We start from the raw sequence: 23,585 nt of genomic DNA, 5'->3' as shown, positions 1-23,585 counted from the left end.
CTCACGTGAAGAATCGCCTGTGAATCCCGGAAATCAAGAAAATCGATGATTTATCGAAAATAAATGATCATTTCTCTTTCGTGATAATGTCTCGCACCAACTCCATTTGTTTTGCAATCTCAACAAGCTTTACGTCACTGCCGCCGTAATCATCCGCAGACGAACCGGAAGACCTGCCGGTGATGTAGCGGGCTGCTCGTTCGGTTACACCTCCGGTTAGTGCGTCCTCGAACAAATGACGGAAGCCATGATTAGGCGGCGGCAAATCCGTCCGGTTAGGGAAAACCTTCTCATGTATCCATTCGCGCAAGCGCTGGTCTTCGTTCTTGCCGCCGGGAAATAGCTTGCCGTCAGATTGAGCATTCACCCATTCTATGAAGCCTTCATTGATAAGCGCCCGGTGCACCGGCACCTTTCGGGCTTTATGCGTTTTCGTTTTTCGTCCGTTGCCGACACGGATATGAATGAACCAGAAGCCCTCGACTTCAAAGATATCCCGCTTTTCCAACACAGTGATTTCATTCACGCGCGCGCCGGTATGAGCGATGATCCACGGTATCCACCGGAAGCTAGCGCGGGTCGCGGTTCTGGCAAACTCAAGGAAGTGCCGGGCGTCTTTAAGCGAAAAGGTTCGGTCGGCGCTATCACCCTTTTGAACGACTGGAAGCTCCAGCGCGGCCCACGGCTCCCCATTTGGAAACATCTGATTTTCGGAATGGCGATGAGCTTCACTCATCAGCGTTCGAATGATGGTAATTTTGTCATGCACGGTTTTCCGCGATAGCTTGCCATCGACAAGCATTTGATCGCGCCACGCTCTGCCATCCGCAAGAGTGATGGTGGCAACAGCCTTATCATTTCGGAATGCCTCGAAATCCGCTTTCGCGTTTCGATACTTCTCCAATGTCGCATCTGACTTCGGGCGGCTTAGGCCGATGGATGCAAGTCGCTCCTGCTCTTTCATAACGCAATCGAAGGTAACGCCTGCGAATGGTGAGGCCGCTTGCTGGTTCTCTTCCTCACTGGCCGCCTCCACAAGAAGGGGATGGGATGGCTTACCATTAAAGTCGCCATCATTACGTTCGTAGCGACGGGCGACCGCCTCATAAGACGCAACGCAAAGCGCTTGCGCCAATGCGCGCCACTCTGGCGTCCCCTTTACGGCGTCAGAATTACCGGCAAGGCTTGTGCGATCAATACGCGCACCGACAAGTTCTTCAAGCTCGTCATCGGAGAGCTTTCCGGCGAAGCCGTCACGATACGGCTGCGCATCATATGCCGGATCGGGCTCAATCTGCGCATATCGCGAATCGTGCGCACGAATCTCCGCATCGAAGTTGATCTGACTTTGGTAGTCCCGAAGAGCAATCTGTTGGGGAGTGAGAGGATAAGGCATGGCCTTCGGCTGCTGGCCGGTCGCGGCCTCATGCTTGTGCCGTGCGATGCCAATCTGCCTCTGAATTGAAGCAACGGCTGCCGCATGATTCCGTAGCGCTGTGCGTCGGTCGCCGCCCAGCTGAATTTCAAGTTCCGCGCGATTATCGAGGTATTGTCTGAGAGGAGGTGGAACCACGACCCTTGCGGAATACCGCCCGTTTCGTTCTTTCCAGTGCTGAGGCTTGCCAGCCATTAGAACCCCATTTTGTGACGTGATTTGTGACGTCAATATGGGCAAAAAGCCATGCTACGCAAGGGGTTCTAATGATTTCAATGAGTTCGAATGGTCGGAGTGGAGAGATTCGAACTCCCGACCCTCTGGTCCCAAACCAGATGCGCTACCAGACTGCGCTACACTCCGTCTTTCGATGCTGGGGAGATACACGGTTCACCCATGCCCTGCAACAGGAAAATCAAAAATTTTTCATTTTTTTGCATCGCAATATATTTCAGCAGAAATAAAATTAGCCGGACAAGTATCATATGCCTGTCCACAGCTCGACATCTGTTCAGGGCAATAACTAGTACCTCACATTTTAGAGCTTCTTAACGGTTAGGCCAATAAGTCTCGGTCATCGATGCGGTTTAAGACCGACGGCATGATGCATTCGTCGAAGCCATCACGGCATTCCATTCAATTACACTGTATTTTACTGGGCGGTTAACTGATCCGGCTGTTGTCGTGCGTCGGTTACGGGGGGAATTCATGCTTCAAAATTTCGGAATCAAAACAAAAATCCTTTTTTTGCTCGTCCTTTTGGGCGTCTTTTCATTATCCGGCATTGCGTACATGTCCGTCCGCTTCAGTCAGGCCAACACGATCTATCACGGCTTCATCACCAATGAGAGCCAAGCTGCAGTTTTGGGCGCGCGAGCGTCAGCAGGCGTATGGACCGCGGTGGCAATATCATCGCGCTTGATTGAGCAGGACCCCACATCCGACGTCTACAAGGAAGTTAAAGCGAAATACGACAAGGACATGCAGGTTGCCACTGAGCGCTTTCAGTCAATTGGCGTCGCCGTGCCAAGCCGCAAGGAGACAATGCAGAAGATTCTGGCAGTCCTGAGTGCGGTGAAAGCCAACACCGATAAGGCAATCGCCCTTGCCGCCGCCGGTAACCGTGCCGAAATCCCCGCCGTTCTTAAAGAAAATGACGTCCTGCTGAAGCAGCTTTCCAGCGAAACCGGCGGCAACAACACGGCCATGATGGAAATTCTGACCTCTGGCGGTGATCGGATGTCTGCATCCGTCGAATCGACCATCAAATGGAGCATTATCGGCCTCAGCCTGGGCGTCCTGGTGGCATTTGCGCTTGCGGTTTACGTAACGAATGCTGGCATCACCAACCCGATGGCGCGCCTTCGCGAACGCATGACGAGCCTGGCAAATGGCGACACAGCCCTTGAGATCGACGGCACAGACCGCAAGGATGAGATCGGCGAGATGGCGAAGACCGTCGCAGTATTCCGCGACAATGCCATGGAGCGCGCCAAGCTTTCTCAGCAGGCCGACGCCGCCCAATTCGCAACCGAGGCAGAGCGTGCGGAAAGAGACAATCAGAAGGCCCGCGAATCGCAGGAGCTGCAACTCGCCGTTACCGAACTGGAAACAGCCCTTGGTCGTCTGGCCGATGGTGATCTGGCATTCCGCATAGAAAACGAATTCGTTCCGCATCTGGATGGACTGCGCCGCAACTTCAACAACTCAATCGCAAAGCTTAATGCCGCGATGAACACGGTTGGCGGCAACGCACATGCCATCAGCGCCGGTGCAAACGAGCTTCTTGGCTCAGCAGACAATCTTTCCCGTCGCACAGAGCAGCAGGCTGCATCAGTCGAGCAGACCGCAGCCGCGCTGGAAGAGATCACCACGACGGTTAAGGACGCCGCAAAGCGCGCTGACGAGGCCAGCAAACTGGTTGTCCGCACGCGCGACGGCGCCGAAAACTCCAGCAAGATCGTTCGCAACGCCATTCAGGCCATGAACCAGATCGAAACCTCCTCGAAAGAGATCGCCAACATCATTGGCGTCATCGATGATATCGCGTTTCAGACAAACCTTCTCGCACTCAACGCAGGCGTCGAGGCCGCGCGTGCAGGTGACGCGGGCAAGGGCTTTGCTGTCGTTGCTCAGGAAGTCCGTGAACTGGCATCCCGCTCCGCAAATGCCGCGAAGGAAATCAAGGCGCTGATCAACACATCAGGTGAACAGGTTCGCACCGGCGTCAATTTGGTTGGCGAAACCGGCAAGTCTCTGGAAACGATTGCTGCGGAAGTGCAGGAAATCAACAAGCACGTCCACGCGATTGCCGAAGCCTCCCGCGAGCAGTCGCTGGGTCTTCAGGAAATTAACACGGCAGTGAACACGATGGACCAGGGTACGCAGCAGAATGCGGCCATGGTGGAAGAATCGACAGCCGCCAGCCATGCCCTTGCGCAGGAAGCAAAGAGCCTGACGGAAATGCTCGGCCAATTCCGCCTTGGTGAATCCGGCATTGCACAGCGCCCCACCTCCATGGCCGCAAGGCCACGTGTTGCCAGCAAAGCCTCGGCACCTGCGCCGTCGCCTGCCCGCAGCCTCGGACGCAAGCTCGCCAGCGCATTTGGCGGTGGCGCGGCTGCCGTCAAGCATGAGCCGGAATGGTCTGAGTTCTGATAATCAACAAGAGGCCGGGCGACACCATCGCCCGGCTTCCCGCTTCGCGAAATGCGCGAATGGGGTGAATTGCCGGAATTGTCTTCCGCATCACACTGCGAACCCGGGGTTGCGCAGCTTCATTACCAAGATTTCACTTCCTCCTGCCTTAAAGCTGTGCGACTTCCCATCCATGGAAATCGTATCGCCGACATCATATGCGACATTGTTCTCAGGCATCGCCCTTGGAAATCGCTGGAACTCGGCCAAGTCTTGCAGGTACCACACATGACCACGCCCGATGACGCTGGCAAAAGCAAAAACGCCGCCGCCCCCCAGCCAGACCTGAGGGACATTCTCAGCACGTCACGGACCGGCAAGAAAAAATCACGCCGCGCGCTTTATATAACTGTCGCGCTGTTGGTGCTGGCAGGTGCCGGGGGTTATTATTATGTCGCTGGCGGCGCCAGTGTCGCCTATACCTACACGACGCAGGACGCCAAGAAAGGTGATCTTGCGGTTATCGTGACCTCTACAGGATCTGTTCAGCCCACCGATCAGGTGGATATATCCAGCGAGCTTTCCGGCACCATTCGCAAGGTCAACGTGACCTATAACAGCGAGGTAAAGTCGGGCGCTATTCTGGCAGAGCTGGATACCAACAAGCTGGAAGCCGATGTGCAGAGCGCGCGCGCCAAGCTCTCCTCCGCCAAGGCCAGCGTCCTGAAGGCGAAGGCCGATCTGGGCTCTGCGAAATCATCGATGGACCGGCTGAGATCGCTGGTCCAAAGCCGTGTTTCCAGCCAGCAAGACCTTGAGGTGGCGCAGTTCACCTATGACGCTGCCGCCGCCACGCTTGAGGTCAACGGCGCATCGGTTCTGTCGGCTGAAGCGGATCTGCGGCTTGCGGAGCTCAATCTTGGCAAGGCAAAGATCGTGTCGCCAATCAACGGCGTTGTGCTGACGCGCGATGTCGACCCCGGCGCCACGGTGGCATCTTCTCTGAACGCACCGGTTCTGTTCACCATTGCTGGCGACCTGCGCCAGATGGAGCTTCAGGTGGCAATCGATGAGGCGGATGTCGGCAAGGTCCAGACTGGCCAGACCGCAACCTTCAATGTGGATGCTTATCCCGAACGAAGCTTCCCGGCGAAGATACAAACTGTGCGCTTTGCCTCCGAAACCGTTTCCAACGTCGTGACGTACAAAGGCATATTGACGGTTGATAATGCCGAGCTGCTTTTGCGCCCCGGCATGACGGCCACCGCCAATATTGTGGTGGAGCAGGTCAAGGACGCCATACTCATTCCCAACGCCGCTCTTCGGTATACGCCACCGCGCGAATCGGCATCACGTGGCGGAGGCATGATGGGGCTTTTCCGCCCTCCCCGCATGGGGCGCCAGCGCGGCGGCAATGGGGGTGAAGATACGACGAAACGCAGCGTATGGGTGTTGCGCGACAACGCACCCGTTTCAGTGCCTGTTGAGACCGGCGCGACCGATGGCCAGTTTACGGCCATCAAATCCGGAGACATCAAGCCAGATGATCAGGTCATCACTGACGCAACCCAACGCAGCAGTTGAGGTGAGATGTCCATGACGGAAAATCCGCTCATCGAATTTCGAAATGTCGTCAAGCAATATGGTGTTGGCGAGGCGACGATCCGGGCTCTCGATGGCGTCAACCTGTCGATCAGGGAACGCGAATTTGTCGCCATCATGGGGCCATCAGGCTCGGGAAAATCGACATCGATGAACATCATCGGCTGTCTCGACACACCAAGTGCCGGGGAATATCTGTTTCAGGGCGTGCCGACGAGTGGGTTTGAAAGCGAACAGTTGACGCTGCTGCGGCGACACATGCTGGGCTTCGTGTTTCAGGGCTTCAACCTCTTGCCGCGCACATCCGCCGTTGAGAATGTGGAACTGCCCCTGATCTATCGCGGCATGAAAGCAGCCGAGCGCCGCCCCCGCGCCATGGAGGCGCTGGCGCAGGTCGGCCTCGCCGGTCGTGAGCATCACACCACACAGGAGCTTTCCGGTGGACAGCAACAGCGCGTTGCCATTGCGCGCGCGATCGTGACCCGCCCTGCTCTGCTCCTAGCCGATGAACCGACGGGCAATCTCGACACCAAAACCAGCACCGAAATCATGGAGCTGATCACCTCCCTCAACCGCGACAAGGGAATCACAGTGGTCATGGTCACCCACGAAGAAGACATCGCGGCCTATGCCAACCGGTTGCTGCGCTTCGTGGATGGGACGCTGGCATCCGACAGTGCTACCGAACGGCAGGAGGCTCTCGATGTTTCTTGAAACTGCACGCCTTGCCCTGCGCGCCATCAGCCGCAACATTTTGCGCTCGTTTCTTACCGTGCTTGGCGTTGTCATCGGTGTGGCCGCGGTTATCGCCATGGTCACGATTGGCAACGGCACGACGGCGCAGGTGAAATCCGAGCTGTCGCGCCTTGGCACCAACATGCTTTTCGTGCGCCCCGGCCAGTTCGGCCCGGGCCGTGCGAGTACCGAGGCCAAGCGCTTCAACGATCATGACATCATCGCCATGCAAGACCAGCTGAGCGGCATCAGGGCTGTTGCACCTGTCAACCGCAGCTCGGCTGCGACCGTCATTTATGGTGGCAAAAACCACGCCACCAGCGTTGTCGGCACCACGAACGACTATCTGATCACTCAAGACTGGACGCTGGCACTGGGCCGGGAATTCCTACCCGCAGAAGATCGTGGCGGCCAGATTGGCTGTATCATGGGTGAAACCGTGCGTCAGGAACTGTTCGGCTCTGCCAACCCTGTCGGCCAGACGATCAGGGTCAGCAACATCTCCTGCCCCGTCATCGGCGTGCTTGCCCGTAAGGGACAATCCGGCCTGGGCGACGATCAGGATGACACGATCATCATGCCGCTGAAAATCCACCAAAGGCGCATCGGCGGCACCACGACCATCTCCAGCATCATGGTTTCCGCGCAGGACGGCGTCTCAACGGCCAAGGTGCAGTCGGACATCGAAAACCTGTTGCGCGAGCGCCGCCGGATAGCGATTGGCCGGGATGACGACTTCACAGTCAACGACATGGCGCAGATCGCATCCGCGATGACCGGCACGACGACGCTGTTGACGGGGCTTCTCGGTGCGGTCGCCGCTGTCAGCCTGCTTGTCGGTGGCATCGGCATCATGAATATCATGCTGGTTTCCGTCACGGAACGAACGCGGGAGATCGGCATTCGTCTGGCTATCGGCGCACTGGAAAAGCAGGTGCTGACCCAGTTTCTGGTTGAAGCGGTCATGCTGTCTGCCTTCGGCGGCGTCGCCGGTATTCTCACAGGCCTTGGTCTAGCCTACACCGTCGTCAGTTTTCTCGGCGTTCCCTTCGTCACAAGCCCTGCCATTATTGCGCTCGCCTTTGGCTTTTCGGCAGCCATCGGGGTGGTGTTTGGTTACTTCCCGGCGCGCAGGGCAGCAAGCCTCAGCCCCATTGAGGCGCTACGGCACGAGTAACGCTGCCGGTTGTCATTCTTCGGCCAATCTCCATATATGGGAGAGTTGTTTGAAGGAGTTTTCAAGTGAGCGTCGCGTTTGTCAAAGAAGAGAGTGCTGAAACGGCTGCCGAAACGCAGCTGCCGGATCGTCCCGTTTCAACGCATCCAAACCTTGTAACCGAAGAGGGTTTGAAAGCCCTTCATCGGCAGGTGGAAGAGGCGCGCAAAGCTTTTGACGAAGCAAACGCCATTGAAGATATCAATGAGCGCCGCCGTCTGGCTGGCCCGCACATGCGCGACCTGCGCTATTTCTCCGAGCGCCTTCACACCGCCCAACCCATGCCCGCGCCAGAAAACAACGATGTTGTGGCATTTGGTAGCAAAGTGACCTTTGAACGGGATGACGGGCGGGTGCAGACTTACCGCATCGTTGGCGAAGACGAAGCAGATCCGAAGGTCGGTTCAATCTCACACGTATCGCCCGTTGCCCGCGCTTTACTTGGCAAAGCGGTGGGAGACCTTGTGTATGTTGGCGATCAGGAGCTGGAAATCACCGCAATAGCCTGATGGCGGGTTGCAGGGTTGGCGGACAAACGGTATCTGATCGAAAAATTAAATTCCTTTTCAATCGATAGGGCCGATCGCCAATGCTCGTGGATTTTCTCGTTACCCATTCGGGTGGGTTTCATGCCGATGAATTGCTCTCAAGCGTTATTCTCACACGGCTGTTCCCGCAGGCGAAAATCGTCCGCAGCCGTGCGCCAGAATGGATCACGCCTGCCGAAGACCGGATCATCTACGACGTCGGCGGTGCCTATGATGCGCAGGCGCGCATTTTTGACCACCACCAGCGCGGCGCCCCGCTTCGCGAAGATGGCCAGCCGTACAGCTCATTCGGCCTGATCTGGAAACATTACGGGCATCTTTACCTTGCCGCGTCCGGCATACCTGAAGCGCATATCGAGGCTATCCACGCATCATTCGACGCGGGCTTCGTTCTGCCTATCGACCTCATGGACAATGGTGCGCTGAGCCCCGCCACTGCTGGACAGTTGGCTGGCCTGACATTGCCGGTGCTGCTGGAGACACTGAAACCGACTTTCGACAACACAGACCCCGAAGCCGACGATCTGGCGTTTCACGCCGCCCTTTCCATTGCCCGCAGCTTCGTTGAAGCAAGCATTGGCAAGAAGGCTGCAAAACTGCGCGCCGAAACACTGGTGCTGGATGCCATTGCAAAAACCGGTGAAAATCGCGTTCTGGAACTTCCCATAGGCATGCCATTCCGCCCGGCTGTGGTGAAGGCAGGGGCCGATCACCTGCTCTTCGTCGTCCACCCGCGTGACAAGGACTGGTGTGTAACCGGTATTCGTCGGGCCGATGAGGGTTTTGAACTGCGCGCCGATCTTCCCGCCGCTTGGGCCGGATTGACAAATGGCGACCTAGAAACGGCATCCGGCGTCGAGGGTGCCACCTTCTGTCACAATGGACGTTTCATCGCTGCTGCAAAAACACGTGAAGCCGCGCTGACCATGGCAGAAATTGCTGTGCGGGAAGCAGTTTAAAACTCGGCAGAGAGCGACTTCGTCGCCAAGCGCTTCACTCGTCGTCATCCTCGGGCTTGTCCCGAGGATCTCCCGTTGAAATAGATGATGGCGTTGACTAAGCGCCAACCGACTCCTGCTGCTGCTTGGCAAGTGCTGCCAAATCGGCAGGCTTCAACTCAACCGATTCACCACAGCCGCAGGCCGATGTCTGGTTGGGATTGGTGAACGTAAAGCCCGAACGCATCTTGGTCGATTCGAAGTCCATCTGAGTACCAAGCAGATAAAGCACGGCGGATGGCTCAATCCAGACCTTCGCATCCTGAAATTCGATGAAATCATCCTTGGCGGATGGTTCGGTTACGAGGTCGATGGTGTATTCCATGCCCGCGCAGCCACCCTTTTTGATGCCCACACGGAGGCCCTTGGCGTCAGGACCGGAATTTTCGACAATTGCTTTGACCCGCAAGGCCGCAGCCTCGGTCATCGTCATTACTGCAAAGCCCATAGGCCCATTCTCCTTCAACAGTCGGGTTCAAGGCCCGATGCTTTCTTGGAATTGAATCTAGTCTCATAAGCTGTCGGTATCAAGTGCTGGTCAGTACCAGCCGACTGCGACCTGTGCTTCTTCAGACATGCGGTCCGGCGTCCATGGCGGATCGAAGGTCATTTCAACCGTCACACCCGATACGCCTTCAACGGCACCCACGGCGTTTTCCACCCAGCCCGGCATTTCACCCGCAACAGGGCAACCCGGCGCTGTCAGCGTCATCATGATCTTGACCATGCGATCATCTTCGACGTCGATCTTGTAGATAAGACCAAGCTCGAAAATATCCGCCGGGATTTCCGGGTCATAAACGGTCTTCAGAGCCGCAATCACATCATCGCTGATGCGCGCCAACTCATCCGGCGCGATGGAGGACACCTTGGCAGGTGCTTCTGTCACGGCTGATGTCTGCTCTGTTGTTTCAGTTGTCATGGTCCTGATCCTCAGGCGAAAAAATTGCGGGCGTATTCAAGAGCTTCGGCCAAAGCGTCCACCTCCGCGCGCGTATTGTAAAGGCCGAACGATGCACGGCATGTGGAGGTCACGCCGAAGCGTTTCAAGAGTGGCATGGCGCAATGGGTGCCGGCACGAACCGCCACACCTCGCCTGTCGATGACCATCGAGACGTCATGGGCGTGAATGCCTTCAAGCTCAAACGAGAAAATCCCGCCCTTGCCCGGTGCATTGCCGATGATGCGCAATGAGTTGATAGCACGCAGCCGCTCGGCAGCATAGGTGGCCAGATCCGCTTCATGCGCCGCAATCGCCGCACGGCCCACACCTTCCATGTAATCCAGCGCATAGCCAAGACCGATCGCCTGCACGATGGGCGGTGTACCGGCCTCGAAACGATGTGGTGGCTCATTATAGGTAATCACGTCTTCACCCACGTCGAGGATCATCTCCCCACCGCCCTGAAACGGGATCATCTGCTTCAAACGGTCAGCCTTGCCATAGAGCACGCCGATGCCGGATGGGCCATAAAGCTTGTGACCGGTCATCACATACCAGTCGCAATCGATATCGCGTACATCAACGGGCATGTGGACCGCACCCTGGCTACCATCGACCAGCACCGGAATGCCGCGCTCATGAGCGATGCGGCAGATTTCCTTAACGGGAACAACTGTGCCGAGAGCGTTCGACATATGGGTAATGGCGACGAGCTTGGTCTTTTCGGTCAGGCTCTTTTCAAAGTCTTCGATGTGGAACGCGCCATCATCGTCAACCGGGACCCAGACAAGATTCGCGCCCTGCCGTTCCCGGATGAAGTGCCACGGAACGATGTTGGAATGGTGCTCCATGATCGACAGGACGATCTCGTCGCCCTCCCCGATCTTGGGCATGCCATAACCATAGGCGACCGTGTTGATGGCCTCGGTCGAAGATTTCGTGAAGACGATTTCGTCCACCGATCCGGCATTCAGGAAGCGGCGAACCTTTTCGCGCGACGCTTCATAAGCATCCGTTGCCGCATTGGAGAGAAAATGCAGGCCGCGATGGACGTTCGCATATTCATTGGCATAAGCGTGCGAGATGGCATCGATGACCACCTGCGGCTTTTGTGCGGACGCGCCGTTGTCCAGATAGACCAGCGGCTTGCCATAGACCTCGCGCGAAAGGATTGGAAAATCCTTCCGCACGGCTTCGACGTCATAAGGGGCGGCCACTGCGGCGCGTTCGCTATCAGGCATGTTGTTCCAGCCAATTGGCGATGATCTCTTCCAACGCCGCTACGAGGTTTTCGTCTTCAAGCTCTTCCACGATCTCATCGACGAACGCGTTGACCAGCATGGCCCGTGCTCTCGCCCGTGGAACGCCACGCGCCATCAGATAATAGAGATGAGTGTCGCTGATATCGGCAACCGTCGCACCATGCCCGCACTGAACGTCATCTGCAAAGATTTCAAGTTCTGGCTTGGCCGAAAACTCCCCATCATCAGACATCAGCAACGTGTTGCAGGCCATCTTGGCATCAGTTTTCTGCGCATCCGGGGCAACCCGGATCATGCCCTGGAAAATGCCCTTGGCACGATCAAACACAACGTTGCGGAACACCTCAGTCGAGCTGGTGTTCGGCACATTATGGCCCAGAACCATGGTCACGTCGGTATGGGTTTCACCACCCAGCAGGTTGACGCCGCGAATGGAAAGCTCGGAGCCCTCACCCTCAACATCGACACGTAGTTCCTGGCGAACCAGCTTACCACCGGCATTGATGACGAACAGCGCAAGCTTGGCATCTGCACCCATCACAATGCGCAACTGGCCGAGATGCGTGTCGGCAGCGCCCTGGCGCTGCAACAGCACGTAGGTGGCCTCGGCACCGTCCTGAACCTCGATCTCGCTGACCGAAGACACGAAGGCAGCATCCGATGTCACCGACAGGTGATGCTCGATGACGGTTGCCTTGGAGCCCTTGCCGAAACGGACCGGGAAACGGCTATGGACCTGCCCGGCGCCATGAGCGACGTGAAGCTCCAACGGATTGACCAAGATGGCATCATCGGGAACGACGACCGAAAGGCCATCGCGCACGAAGCTGCCATTGATGCGGCCAATCGCGTCATCCTTGCTGGCAGCAACGAGTGCAGCAGCAGCCGTGCCATCACTCAGGCTCTCCGCGTAGTTTCCGACCTTGAAACCTTCGATCTCGGAATCGGCTGCCTTGCCCTGCAACACATAGGCAATGTGTGAGCCTTCAACGAGTGCTGCAGCCTTTTCGATCAAAGGCGCCGGAGCGTCTTCGGGAATGCCGCGAAGCAGTGTTTTCAGGTCCGTATAGTGCCAGGCCTCAACCCGACGCGTTGGCAAGCCTCCGGTCTTCAGATCGTCAAACAGCACATCACGTGCGGCCACCACGTTTCCATCACCCGGAAGTGCACTGAACTTGGCGGTGAAGGCTTCGATCAGCGCGGTTTCCGCTGGCGTCTGCCGGTTTGTTGTTTGCATATTCATGACATCGCTCTCCTCAGCCAATCAGGCTGCTTCACCGATGATGTCGGCATAACCGTTGGATTCCAGATCAAGAGCAAGGCTCTTGTCGCCGGACCGGATGATCTTGCCCTTGTAGAGAACATGAACGCTATCCGGCACGATGTAGTCGAGCAGGCGCTGATAGTGGGTGATGACGATGGTCGCGCGGTCCGGAGACTTCAGCGCATTGACGCCATCGGCAACGATCTTCAGCGCGTCGATATCAAGACCAGAGTCTGTCTCGTCAAGAACGCAAAGCTTTGGCTCAAGCAAAGCCATCTGCAGAATTTCAGCGCGCTTCTTTTCACCACCGGAGAAACCAACGTTCAGCGGACGCTTCAGCATGTCCATGTCGATCTTCAGATCGCCAGCGGCTTCCTTCACCTTCTTGATGAAATCAGGTGTCGTCAGCTCAGCTTCGCCACGTGCCTTGCGCTGCTCGTTCATGGCAACCTTGAGGAACTGCATGGTGGCAACGCCCGGAATTTCGACAGGGTACTGGAAGGCAAGGAAGATGCCCTTTGCCGCGCGCTCGGCAGCGTCCAGTTCCAGAATGCTTTCGCCGTTATAGAGAATGTCACCAGAGGTGACTTCGTAATCTTCACGGCCCGACAGAATGTAGGACAGCGTGGACTTGCCAGAGCCATTCGGCCCCATGATGGCCGCCACTTCGCCAGCAGCAACCTTCAGGTTCAAGCCCTTGATGATCTGCGTATCTGTATCGGCGATCTTTGCGTGCAGGTCGATGATTTCAAGCATGTTGTTTTCCTATCCGTACAGCGGTTTCAAAGGCCGCCTCGTAAGCCCTGTTTAAGGCCGGTCTCAATTCTCACATCCGTCATCCTCGGGCTGGTCCCGAGGATCCAACGGTCAATCCTATGTGCTTCGTCAACAGATCCTCGGGACAAGCCCGAGGATGACGACAAAATCAGCCCACGCTACCTTCCAGCGAAATGCCGATCAGCTTCTGCGCTTCAACCGCGAACTCCATTGGCAGCTGCTGGATCACGTCCTTCACGAAGCCGTTGACGATCAGCGCGATGGCTGACTCCTCGGGAATGCCGCGCTGCAGGCAATAGAACAGCTGGTCCTCGGAAATCTTGGAGGTCGTCGCTTCATGCTCGAACTGGCAGGACGAGTTCTTCGCCTCGATGTAAGGCACGGTATGCGCGCCGCACTTGTCGCCGATCAGCAAGCTGTCGCACTGCGTGAAGTTGCGCGTGTTCGTTGCCTTGCGGTGAGCCGAAACCTGGCCGCGATAGACGTTTTCCGAAAAACCGGCAGCGATGCCCTTGGCGATGATGCGGCTCGACGTGTTCTTGCCGAGGTGGATCATCTTGGTGCCGCTGTCGATCTGCTGGTGACCGTTGGAGACGGCAATCGAATAGAACTCACCACGGCTGTCATCACCGCGCAGAATGCAGGATGGGTATTTCCAGGTGATGGCAGAGCCGGTTTCGACCTGCGTCCACGAGATCTTCGAGCGGTGGCCACGGCAATCACCGCGCTTGGTTACGAAGTTGTAGATGCCGCCCTTGCCGTCCTTATCGCCCGGATACCAGTTCTGGACCGTCGAATATTTGATTTCGGCATCATCCAGAGCCACAAGCTCGACCACGGCAGCATGAAGCTGGTTTTCATCGCGCTGCGGTGCTGTGCAGCCTTCGAGATAGGACACGTAAGCGCCCTCTTCCGCGATAATCAGCGTGCGCTCGAACTGGCCCGTGTTCTTCTCGTTGATGCGGAAATAGGTGGACAGTTCCATCGGGCAACGAACGCCCTTGGGCACAAACACGAAAGAACCATCCGTGAAGACGGCAGAGTTCAGCGTTGCGTAATAATTGTCCGTCGTCGGAACAACCGAGCCGATGTATTTCTTGATCAGCTCAGGATATTCGCGAATGGCTTCCGAGATCGACATGAAAATCACGCCGGCCTTCATCAGCTCTTTCTTGAACGTAGTAACAACCGATACGCTGTCGAACACGGCATCCACGGCCACCCGGCGGTTTTCAACGCCAGCCAGAATTTCCTGTTCCATCAGCGGAATGCCGAGCTTTTCGTAGACCTTCAACAGCTCAGGATCGACATCCTCAAGCGATTTAGGGCCGGGCGTGCTCTTCGGCGCGGCGTAGTAATAGAGATCGTTGAAATCGATCTTCGGGTAATTGACGCGGGCCCATGTGGGCTCTTCCATCGTCAGCCAACGCTGGTAAGCCTCAAGACGCCATTGAAGCATCCATTCCGGCTCTTCCTTCTTGGCGGAAATGAAACGGATAACCTCTTCGGAAAGGCCTTTCGGGGCCTTGTCCACTTCGATTTCGGTTTCAAAACCGTATTTATACTGGTCCACATCGATCTGGCGGACCTGATCGATCGTTTCCTGAACCGCAGCCATATTCGTTCTCCAATCTCGCCGGATCCAAGGTCCGGTGGCTTGTCAACGTATCAAGACGGATGACCCGCCTTCATTCGTGTCGAGCATAACTTTCTTTGTTATGCCTTATTTAGTGTTCGGATCGCGCTTTTCACACTCTCCAGCAAGCGAAAAATTGCTTTTCCGCAATTGTTTTGGCTCTACGCCGCCTGTACGGACAGCTTTCGTCGCCCGGATATCTTCGCAAAAGCGGCAATTGCCTTCTCAATATCGTCCTGGGTCGATGCCACGCCCAAAGAAATACGTAGAGCGCCCAGCTTTGGATCGCGCCCCATGGCCGTCAGAACGTGGCTTTCGCCCACCTTGCCAGACGAGCATGCCGCACCAGCCGAAAGCGCAATGCCTTCAATATCGAAAGCGATCTGCCCCGTTTCGGATTTGAGACCCGGCAGAGTAAAGAATGTTGTGTTACAAACCCGCGCCGCTTCTGCGCCATGAATAATCACATCGGGTGCAGCCACGCGCATCGCATCTTCCAACATGGTACGCAAAGCACCCAAGCGCGGCACATCCGTATCAACGATGCGCAGCGCCTCAACGGCTGCCGTTCCGAAGCCGATGATGGCAGATGTGTTTTCCGTGCCGGAACGATGACCCTTTTCCTGGCCACCGCCATGGATCAAAGGCTTCGGCATCATAACCTCCCCCCTTGAAATCAGCGCGCCCATGCCCTTGGGGCCGCCAATCTTATGGGAGGAGATGATCAGAAAATCCGCACCCAACGCTTCGATATCGACCGGGATCCGACCCACGGCCTGAACGGCATCAACCACCAGCAATCCGCCTGCCGCATGCACCAGCTGCGCGGCTTCCGCGATGGGCTGAATAATGCCGGTCTCGTTGTTAACGAGCATCAGCGCAACCATTGCCATGCCAAGGGTCTTGTCGTGAGATGCCAGGGCGGATTCAAGCGCAGCCAGATCAATCACCCCATCAGGCGTCACGGCCAATTCGGTAACGTTTGCCTTATCGAATCGGCCACCTTCCCTGATAGCGGGATGCTCGATTGCAGAAACATAGAGATGACTGATGGAAAGCGGCGCACGCCCCATCTTGAAGACCGGCGACAAAACCAGATTGGACGCTTCCGTCGCGCCACTGGTGAAAACAACATGCGACGCCTGGGCACAGACCAGCGCTGCCACATCCCGGCGCGCCGCTTCAACAGCTGCGCGAACCGCACGACCTTCCCTGTGAACGGAAGACGGATTGCCGGAAAGATCGAGCGCGGAGACAAGCGCATCCCGGACGGCAGGCAGCAAGGGTGCTGTCGCGTTCCAGTCCAGATATGTGCGCATTGTCGTGCTCATGGGGAAACTGCTCTGTCTAACCTATGATTGATGCGCCGAAGCGCATTTTTCTTGAAATTTCCGTCGTGCTTGCCTTATGACACGTCCAACAGTGCAAACCGCACCCGAAGTTTCGAATAGTTCTAAACTAGGTTTTAGAAAAGCTGACCATCCGCGTCAAGTCTTCTTGCGTATGGAAAAGGTTCAGAAACAGAAAAACACGACCGGAGTACAAATGCCCGAAGTCATTTTTAACGGCCCTGCAGGTCGCCTCGAAGGCCGTTACCAGCCATCCAAGGAAAAAAGCGCCCCGATTGCCATCATCCTGCACCCACACCCGCAGTTTGGTGGCACGATGAACAACCAGATCGTTTATCAGCTGTTCTACCTTTTCCAGAAGCGTGGCTTCACCACATTGCGCTTCAACTTCCGCTCCATCGGCCGCAGCCAGGGCGAGTTTGACCACGGCGCTGGCGAACTCTCGGACGCCGCATCGGCACTGGACTGGGTGCAGAGCCTGCATCCGGACTCGAAGAGCTGTTGGGTTGCCGGTTATTCCTTCGGCGCCTGGATCGGCATGCAGCTTTTGATGCGCCGCCCGGAGATCGAAGGCTTCATGTCCATTGCTCCACAGCCCAACACCTACGACTTCTCCTTCCTAGCTCCCTGCCCGTCATCCGGCCTCATCATCAATGGTGATGCGGATAAGGTCGCGCCGGAAAAGGACGTCAATGTTCTGGTCGAAAAGCTGAAGACCCAAAAGGGTATCCTCATCACCCACCGCACCGTTCCCGGCGCCAACCACTTCTTCAATGGCCAAGTGGATACGCTGATGGGCGAATGCGAAGACTATCTGGACCGACGCCTAAACGGCGAGCTGGTGCCAGAGCCCGCAGCGAAGCGGATTCGGTAAATTCACTTAACGGCTGCCCTCGGGCAGCCGTTTTGCTGTGAGGCGTAATGTATTCAGTCAGAGATATTTTAGCCCGTAGTTTAATTGCCGTATCGTTTTCGATCAGCTTGCCGATGGGATCAGCTGTATCCGAGGAAAGGCAAAAGCCCTGCATCGATCTCGCAGGAGAAGAGAAAACAAATTGCGATGCGGCGTGGGATCTTCTGACGAGAGACGCTGAAAAAATTCCAGAATATGTGATTCATGCCAGAGGCAAGATAATCGGCTGGACGTTTCGTTATGATGTCGTCGGCGGAGAATGCGTTTTGAGCAACGAACTGCGCTTGCCAAAAGGCCAAACCGTCGCCCTCAATTATACTTCTATAGATTACGACTCATTCGATGCGTTCCCAAAGCTTTGGATCAGCACCTTGGGGATAGATATCACCGCTCTTCCCGGTCGTGTCTCGACGATAAATGTCACTGCGCCGCACGAAGGGAAACTTGAGGCCAAAGCGAGTCAAGAAGCGTTAGGCTCCAACACGACGAACGACGCAACAAAGCGTCTGACTGTGCCAGCAGAGGTTGTCAGCGTCGAAGCATACAAGGCGTGGATAGGCGAGAATGCCCGTACGGACTGCGAGTCATAATCAGCACATCATTCCTGTGAACTGGCACACCTAGTCAAAACCCCACCCGTCACCGGCTGCCTCACCCCAGTCGTGCCGGGATATGTCAGTGGCAAGCCTCTGAGCGACCGCACGGCCAGATAGGCCCAGGCCTCCGCCTCCATCGCCCCACCATCAAAACCCGCTTCCTCCGCCGCGATCACCTTTGCGCCAAGCTTCGCTGCCTGCTCAGAAAATTCCGCCATGATGACGGGGTTCAGCCGACCGCCGCCACAGACAACATATGTCTTTGCCGATTGCGGCAGATAGTTTGCAGATTTGAGGATCGCCGCGCCGGTTAGATGCGCCAGCGTCCGCGCGCCGTCTTCAAGCGATACCTCACCCTTTGCGGGCGGAGTAAAATCTGACCGATCCAGCGAACGCCGGATATTGGCGGAAAAGAACGGGCTTTCCATATATCGTGAAACGAGCGACGGAACGACAGCACCCCGCGCCGCCGTCCCACCGCCCTTGTCATATGCCTTGCCGGTATGCGCTTCGATCCATTGATCGATCAGCATATTGCCCGGGCCGCTATCGAAGGCTGCCAGTTCGCCGTTTTCGCCAATATAGGTGAGGTTCGAAATGCCGCCGATATTAACGAACACGGCGGGCGTTTCGAACTGCTTGGGCAGATTGGCCGCCAATGCTGCGTGGTAGACCGGAATAAGCGGTGCGCCCTGCCCGCCATGGACCATGTCATTGGCGCGCATGTCATAGACGACATCGATGGCGGCTTCCTCAGCCAGCAGAGGACCATCACCAATCTGCACGGTCAGTGCATCATCCGGGCGGTGCAGAACGGTCTGACCATGAAAGCCGACGACATCAATCGAATCGGCGCTTAAGCCATGACGAGACAGGAAGGATTTGACCGTTGCTGCGTGGGCAAGCGTCAGCATTCTCTCCGCCTCACCCAAATCCTGCGGCCGCTCATTGCGCTGACGGATGGATTTGGCCGTAAGGAGCGCCTTCTGCCACGTGGCGCGCAGCGTGGCATCATAGGGAAAATAGCCGCTCGGACCGTGCCGGACGACGCTTTCCCCATCCGTTCGCAGCAGGGCGATATCGATGCCATCCATGGACGTGCCGCTCATCAGCCCTATCGCTGTTTTGACCTCGCCCATGCCGCTTCTCCTGCCTGATGGAATCATCTCGTTACCGATTGCCGATATTCATGGCGCAAACGGGTGCATTTTACAAAAAACAATGCTAATGGCGCGGCATTCACCGGCTTTTCGGTGATGCAATAGACCCAACCAGAAAGAAAAAGGTTATGTCCAGGTTCAAGTCCGATTTCCTCCGCACGCTTGATGAGCGCGGCTTCATTCACCAGGTCTCCGATGAGGCAGGTCTCGATGAACTCTTTGCCAAGGAAACCGTGACTGCCTATATCGGCTTTGATCCGACCGCGCCCAGCCTGCACGCTGGCGGTCTGATCCAGATCATGATGCTGCACTGGATGCAGAAGACCGGCCACCAGCCGATTTCCCTCATGGGTGGCGGCACTGGCATGGTTGGCGACCCCTCTTTCAAGGATGAAGCGCGGCAGTTGATGACGGTCGATACGATCGAAAGTAACATTGCCTCCATCAAGCGCGTATTCTCGAATTACCTCGATTACGACCGTGCGACCACGCCTGCCATGATGATCAACAATGGCGACTGGCTGCGCGATATCAACTACCTCGAATTCCTGCGCGACGTCGGCCGTCACTTCTCGGTCAACCGCATGCTGTCCTTCGAGAGCGTCAAGACGCGTCTGGACCGTGAACAGTCGCTGTCCTTCCTCGAATTCAACTACATGATCCTTCAGGCCTACGACTTCGTAGAGCTGAACAAGCGCACTGGCTGCCGTTTGCAGATGGGCGGCTCGGACCAGTGGGGCAACATCATCAATGGTATCGACCTTGGCCACCGCATGGGCACGCCGCAGCTTTACGCGCTCACCTCGCCGCTTCTGACCACCTCGTCTGGCGCCAAGATGGGCAAGTCGATGAATGGTGCCGTGTGGCTTAACCCGGATATGCTCTCGGCCTATGATTTTTGGCAATACTGGCGCAACACGGAAGATGCGGATGTTTCGCGCTTCCTGAAGCTCTACACCACGCTGCCAATGGACGAGATCGCCCGCCTTTCGGCGCTCGGCGGCTCTGAAATCAACGAGGTCAAGAAGATCCTGGCGACCGAAATCACCGCCATGTTGCATGGCCGTGAGAATGCCGAACAGGCCGCCGAAACGGCCCGCAAGACCTTTGAAGAAGGCGCGCTGGCAGACAACCTGCCCTCCATCGAGGTGCCGAAGGCCGAGCTCGAGGTAGGCATTGGCTTGCTGTCGCTGATCGTGCGCGCTGGCCTTGCAAGCTCCAACGGCGAAGCTCGCCGCCATGTGCAGGGCGGCGCGGTCAAGATCAACGACCAGAGCATGTCGGATGAGCGTCAGGTCATCGGCGCTGGCGAGATCACAGCAGATGGTGTCATCAAGCTGTCGCTAGGCAAGAAGAAGCACATTCTCGTTCGGCCTGCCTAAGGTCTCGAACGGCGCACAATGCAAAAAGGCAGCCTTGGGGCTGCCTTTTTCCGTTTCGATATGCGGTTGAACGATCAGTTTCTGAGCTTGTAGCCAGTCTTGAACATCCAGCTGATGATGCCAAGGCAGACAGCCAGAAAGACCGTGATCATGACAATGCTCAAGACCGGATTGACGTCCGATATCTCGTAGAAACTCCAGCGGAAGCCGCTGATGAGATAGAGAACCGGATTGAAGTGACTGACCGTCTGCCAGAAAGGCGGCAGCATGCTGATGGAATAGAAGCTTCCGCCGAGGAATGTCAGCGGCGGAACAACCAGCATGGGAATGAGGTTCAACTGCTCGAAATTCGACGCCCACATGCCAATGATGAAGCCAAAAAGGCTGAAGCTGACGGCGGTGAGCACGAAGAAGAGCAGCATCACGAAGGGATGCGCGATCGAGACATCGACGAAGAATGAGGCGGTGATCAGAATGATCGTGCCGATCAGCAGCCCCTTGGTTGCCGCCGCGCCGACATAACCAGCCAGAATTTCCGTCATGGCCACCGGGGCAGAGAGGATCTCGTAAATCGTGCCGGTAAACTTCGGAAAATAGATGCCGAATGAACCGTTGCTGATGCACTGCGTCAGCAATGTCAGCATGATCAGGCCGGGCGTGATGAACGCGCCGTAGGAAACGCCATCCACTTCCTGAATGCGCGAGCCGATGGCCGTACCGAAGACGATGAAGTAGAGCGAGGTGGAAATGACCGGCGATACCACGCTCTGCAACAGGGTGCGTCGCGTGCGTGCCATTTCAAACAGATAGATGGATTTGATGGCTTCGAAATTCATTTTTGACCTCCCACCAGCGCCACGAAAATATCTTCGAGTGAGCTCTGGCGTGTCGAAATATCCGTGAAGTGAATGCCCGCAGCGGAAAGCGCGGCCAACAGATCGGCGATGCGGCCTTGTTCGCCATTGCCTTCATATTCGTAGGTCAGGCAAGTTCCGTCTTCGGAAAGGGAAAGGTGAAAGCCGGAAAGACTATCCGGCAGAACCCTGATCGGCTCGATCAGCTCCAGCGAAAGCTGTTTGCGGCCCAGCTTCTGCATCAAAGCAGTCTTGTCTTCCACCAGAAGCAACTCGCCGCCGCTGATGACGCCAACGCGGTCGGCAATCTCTTCGGCTTCTTCAATGTAGTGCGTCGTCAGAATGATCGTGACACCGGTGGCGCGAAGCCCTTCCACGACCTTCCACATATCGCGGCGCAGTGCCACATCAACGCCTGCTGTCGGCTCATCCAGAAACAGAATTTGTGGCTCGTGCGCCAACGCCTTGGCAATCAACACACGACGCTTCATGCCGCCGGAAAGCTCCCGCAGCATGTTGTCCTTCTTGTCGAAGAGCGAGAGGGATTTGAGAATGCTCTCGATGAGTTGTGGATTTTTCTTCTGGCCGTGAAGACCTCGGGAAAAGCTCACGGTGTTCCAGACCGTTTCGAACTGGTCCGTCGTCAATTCCTGCGGCACAAGGCCGATCAAGGCCCGGGTCTTGCGAAAGTCGCTGACGACATCATGCCCGTCCACCAGCACCCTGCCCTCGCCGGGGTTAACGAGGCCGCAGATGATGGAAATGAGGGTGGTCTTGCCCGCGCCGTTCGGCCCGAGAAGCGCCAGAATTTCACCCTTGTAAATATCGAGCGTAACGCCCTTGAGTGCCTGAAATCCATTGGCGTAGGATTTGGTCAGGTTCTGGATGGAAACGATTGGCTTTTGGGGGGAGTTCATAAGACATCTTTCAACACAATCCTGCTCGATATCATATAGGTTCCAGCTTGCGCGAAAACCATCCCTGCCGCGAAATCATACTCCATTTAACCCGGTTATTGGCCGTTTATTCTCAGTCGCAATGGCGATAGCCGGATTTGCGTGTGCGAAGATCGAAGTGGAAATGGTTCCAGTGGTTTGGGTCGCTGCCGGGGCCAAGCACTGTGGAGAAATACTTGCAGCTATCACTGCGGACCGCTTTCAAAAGACCCTTTTCGCGGAAGGCAAACAGGCTCTTTTTACGCACATCGATTTCCTTGCCGTTTTTCAAGGTGATGGTGCCGATGTCGATGGCGTTGCCGCGCGCATGCTCGGACCATGGGTTGCTGGAACGCGAATTCATCTTGCGGCATGAATAGCCACCCATCGGCGTAATACGCTCCACGCCGGAGAGATAACGGAAGCGCGACGATGGCACGAGCTCGAACTTGACCCATTTGGCAAAGGCTAGCGTGACCTGACAATTGAGCTTCACCGCAGGACGGATTGCCACGCCGCTGGCAAGGCCCGAAAGCTCAATGGGGTAATCGATACCGCAGGTCGGTCCATCCGACACGCGCGCCACATCGCGAAATGCAACGCCGAGCCTGCGCAGTTCAGAACGGCAAGACACCTCGGCCTGCGGCATCATACCTGGTGGAGCAGACATGCGGCGTTCCTGCATCGGGTTCTGCGGCATCAGCATTGCTACGTCCTGCACGGGCTGGCGTTGCTGGCCCTCACCGGGCGGTGGCAAAAGACGCGATTGGCTGGCTGACTGGCGGCGTAAGGGCGCAGAGGGCGGCTGGCTGTCCAGCTCATCCATCGTCGCAGGACTGGATCTACCGGATACTTCCATATCCTGCTCTTCCGCCAAACCGCGCACGGGTGCAACGCCAAGGCCATCATCCATATTCACCCCGCCCTGCCCCTCGGCCATGTCAGCCGAGGGCTGCGGCGCGACATCAGTGCCGCCAAGGCGTTGTTGCTGCGCATCCAGTGTTGAATATTGCTGCCCCGGCCCTGCCTGAAGAAGCGGATCACGCGATGGTTGCTGTTCCGGCATGGGCTGAGACATGGCCAAGTCATCGTTCATTGATTGGCCTGGAACACCGGCTGCGGGAGGCGCGCTGTAATTCTGCTGTTGCGCGGAACGGATGGAACTGACCCGTGTGGCACCGTCTACCTCAGCCGGCGGCACCAGCCCTTCGGCAGAGCAGGATGCAATCACCGTGGAGATCGTCAGCAACGTCACAAAACGACGCGGAAGGGAAACATACGCCATACAAGAACCCGTACCCTCAGCGGCCACAAAGAGTGGCAATCGAATCAAATCATAAAGA

General features: G+C 56.6%; 22 protein-coding genes and 1 tRNA gene. 10 read left to right on the top strand and 13 right to left on the bottom strand.

What is annotated here, in order from left to right; genetic code table 11:
* Nucleotides 1–67 precede the first annotated feature (67 nt).
* The gene (locus ACQZ51_RS09075) at nt 68–964 is read right to left on the bottom strand and encodes a hypothetical protein (protein ID WP_448776540.1); all 897 of its coding nucleotides are present in this window, start codon (nt 962–964) and stop codon (nt 68–70) included.
* A gap of 39 nt (nt 965–1,003) precedes the next feature.
* Here ACQZ51_RS09075 and ACQZ51_RS09070 point away from each other — a divergent pair, with 39 nt between their 5' ends.
* On the top strand, nt 1,004–1,465 hold the full coding sequence (locus tag ACQZ51_RS09070; RefSeq protein WP_448776538.1) for a hypothetical protein: 462 nt from the start codon (nt 1,004–1,006) through the stop codon (nt 1,463–1,465).
* Between the two features lie 256 nt (nt 1,466–1,721).
* On the opposite strand, the gene ACQZ51_RS09065 is transcribed toward ACQZ51_RS09070, so the two are convergent.
* Nucleotides 1,722–1,798: transfer RNA gene (locus ACQZ51_RS09065), tRNA-Pro, on the bottom strand.
* A gap of 345 nt (nt 1,799–2,143) precedes the next feature.
* Between ACQZ51_RS09065 and ACQZ51_RS09060 the strand changes: the two genes are divergently transcribed.
* The 6 genes from ACQZ51_RS09060 (at nt 2,144) to ACQZ51_RS09035 (ending at nt 9,132) form a co-directional block, all read left to right on the top strand.
* Complete coding sequence (locus tag ACQZ51_RS09060) at nt 2,144–4,093, top strand: methyl-accepting chemotaxis protein (protein WP_448776536.1); 1,950 nt, start codon at nt 2,144–2,146, stop codon at nt 4,091–4,093.
* A gap of 267 nt (nt 4,094–4,360) precedes the next feature.
* On the top strand, nt 4,361–5,656 hold the full coding sequence (locus ACQZ51_RS09055; protein WP_448776535.1) for an efflux RND transporter periplasmic adaptor subunit: 1,296 nt from the start codon (nt 4,361–4,363) through the stop codon (nt 5,654–5,656).
* 12 nt (nt 5,657–5,668) lie between these two features.
* Nucleotides 5,669–6,388 (top strand): ABC transporter ATP-binding protein, encoded by a 720-nt coding sequence (locus ACQZ51_RS09050; protein ID WP_448776533.1) that lies wholly within the window; start codon nt 5,669–5,671, stop codon nt 6,386–6,388.
* The gene (locus ACQZ51_RS09045) at nt 6,378–7,586 is read left to right on the top strand and encodes an ABC transporter permease (RefSeq protein WP_448776532.1); all 1,209 of its coding nucleotides are present in this window, start codon (nt 6,378–6,380) and stop codon (nt 7,584–7,586) included. The genes ACQZ51_RS09050 and ACQZ51_RS09045 overlap by 11 nt, the downstream gene beginning before the upstream one ends.
* Before the next feature lie 65 nt (nt 7,587–7,651).
* The gene (gene greA, locus ACQZ51_RS09040; protein ID WP_448776531.1) at nt 7,652–8,134 is read left to right on the top strand and encodes a transcription elongation factor GreA; all 483 of its coding nucleotides are present in this window, start codon (nt 7,652–7,654) and stop codon (nt 8,132–8,134) included.
* An 80-nt stretch (nt 8,135–8,214) separates the two neighbouring features.
* Nucleotides 8,215–9,132: an MYG1 family protein gene (locus tag ACQZ51_RS09035; protein WP_448776530.1), complete on the top strand. Its 918-nt coding sequence runs from the start codon at nt 8,215–8,217 to the stop codon at nt 9,130–9,132.
* A 97-nt stretch (nt 9,133–9,229) separates the two neighbouring features.
* Here the strand turns inward: ACQZ51_RS09035 and sufA are convergent, their stop codons facing one another.
* The 7 genes from sufA to ACQZ51_RS09000 form a co-directional block, all read right to left on the bottom strand.
* Nucleotides 9,230–9,619 (bottom strand): Fe-S cluster assembly scaffold SufA, encoded by a 390-nt coding sequence (gene sufA, locus ACQZ51_RS09030; RefSeq protein ID WP_448776529.1) that lies wholly within the window; start codon nt 9,617–9,619, stop codon nt 9,230–9,232.
* 90 nt (nt 9,620–9,709) lie between these two features.
* Complete coding sequence (locus tag ACQZ51_RS09025) at nt 9,710–10,093, bottom strand: SUF system Fe-S cluster assembly protein (RefSeq protein WP_448776527.1); 384 nt, start codon at nt 10,091–10,093, stop codon at nt 9,710–9,712.
* A gap of 11 nt (nt 10,094–10,104) precedes the next feature.
* Nucleotides 10,105–11,355, bottom strand: coding sequence for a cysteine desulfurase (locus tag ACQZ51_RS09020; RefSeq protein WP_448776525.1), 1,251 nt, complete (start codon nt 11,353–11,355; stop codon nt 10,105–10,107).
* A complete protein-coding gene (sufD, locus tag ACQZ51_RS09015) occupies nt 11,348–12,619 on the bottom strand; it encodes a Fe-S cluster assembly protein SufD (RefSeq protein WP_042616105.1) in 1,272 nt (423 codons plus the stop codon). Before sufD ends, ACQZ51_RS09020 begins: the two co-directional genes overlap by 8 nt.
* Nucleotides 12,620–12,640: 21 nt before the next feature.
* Nucleotides 12,641–13,396 (bottom strand): Fe-S cluster assembly ATPase SufC, encoded by a 756-nt coding sequence (gene sufC, locus ACQZ51_RS09010; protein ID WP_042615991.1) that lies wholly within the window; start codon nt 13,394–13,396, stop codon nt 12,641–12,643.
* 169 nt (nt 13,397–13,565) lie between these two features.
* Nucleotides 13,566–15,035 carry a Fe-S cluster assembly protein SufB gene (sufB, locus tag ACQZ51_RS09005; RefSeq protein ID WP_448776522.1) on the bottom strand — a complete coding sequence of 490 codons (1,470 nt, stop codon included), beginning with the start codon at nt 15,033–15,035 and terminating at the stop codon, nt 13,566–13,568.
* A gap of 179 nt (nt 15,036–15,214) precedes the next feature.
* Nucleotides 15,215–16,384, bottom strand: a complete 1,170-nt coding sequence (locus tag ACQZ51_RS09000) for a cysteine desulfurase family protein (RefSeq protein ID WP_448776521.1) — start codon at nt 16,382–16,384, stop codon at nt 15,215–15,217.
* A 214-nt stretch (nt 16,385–16,598) separates the two neighbouring features.
* Here ACQZ51_RS09000 and ACQZ51_RS08995 point away from each other — a divergent pair, with 214 nt between their 5' ends.
* Together ACQZ51_RS08995 and ACQZ51_RS08990 are read left to right on the top strand one after the other, a co-directional pair.
* A complete protein-coding gene (locus tag ACQZ51_RS08995; protein ID WP_042615994.1) occupies nt 16,599–17,276 on the top strand; it encodes an alpha/beta hydrolase in 678 nt (225 codons plus the stop codon).
* 47 nt (nt 17,277–17,323) lie between these two features.
* Nucleotides 17,324–17,905 carry a hypothetical protein gene (locus ACQZ51_RS08990; RefSeq protein ID WP_448776519.1) on the top strand — a complete coding sequence of 194 codons (582 nt, stop codon included), beginning with the start codon at nt 17,324–17,326 and terminating at the stop codon, nt 17,903–17,905.
* A gap of 8 nt (nt 17,906–17,913) precedes the next feature.
* On the opposite strand, the gene ACQZ51_RS08985 is transcribed toward ACQZ51_RS08990, so the two are convergent.
* Nucleotides 17,914–19,050, bottom strand: a complete 1,137-nt coding sequence (locus tag ACQZ51_RS08985; protein ID WP_448776518.1) for an anhydro-N-acetylmuramic acid kinase — start codon at nt 19,048–19,050, stop codon at nt 17,914–17,916.
* Between the two features lie 149 nt (nt 19,051–19,199).
* Between ACQZ51_RS08985 and tyrS the strand changes: the two genes are divergently transcribed.
* Complete coding sequence (tyrS, locus tag ACQZ51_RS08980; protein WP_448776517.1) at nt 19,200–20,453, top strand: tyrosine--tRNA ligase; 1,254 nt, start codon at nt 19,200–19,202, stop codon at nt 20,451–20,453.
* 74 nt (nt 20,454–20,527) lie between these two features.
* Here the strand turns inward: tyrS and ACQZ51_RS08975 are convergent, their stop codons facing one another.
* The 3 genes from ACQZ51_RS08975 to ACQZ51_RS08965 all read right to left on the bottom strand — a co-directional run bounded on the left by ACQZ51_RS08975 (nt 20,528) and on the right by ACQZ51_RS08965 (nt 23,527).
* Complete coding sequence (locus ACQZ51_RS08975; RefSeq protein WP_448776515.1) at nt 20,528–21,289, bottom strand: ABC transporter permease; 762 nt, start codon at nt 21,287–21,289, stop codon at nt 20,528–20,530.
* On the bottom strand, nt 21,286–22,224 hold the full coding sequence (locus tag ACQZ51_RS08970; protein ID WP_448776513.1) for an ABC transporter ATP-binding protein: 939 nt from the start codon (nt 22,222–22,224) through the stop codon (nt 21,286–21,288). Before ACQZ51_RS08970 ends, ACQZ51_RS08975 begins: the two co-directional genes overlap by 4 nt.
* A gap of 112 nt (nt 22,225–22,336) precedes the next feature.
* Nucleotides 22,337–23,527 (bottom strand): extensin family protein, encoded by a 1,191-nt coding sequence (locus ACQZ51_RS08965; protein WP_448776511.1) that lies wholly within the window; start codon nt 23,525–23,527, stop codon nt 22,337–22,339.
* Nucleotides 23,528–23,585: the final 58 nt, after the last annotated feature.

This window comes from Agrobacterium sp. CG674 (assembly GCF_053521645.1).
The sequence above is the reverse complement of the archived record's forward strand: the minus strand, read 5'-3'. Positions and strand labels throughout refer to the sequence as shown.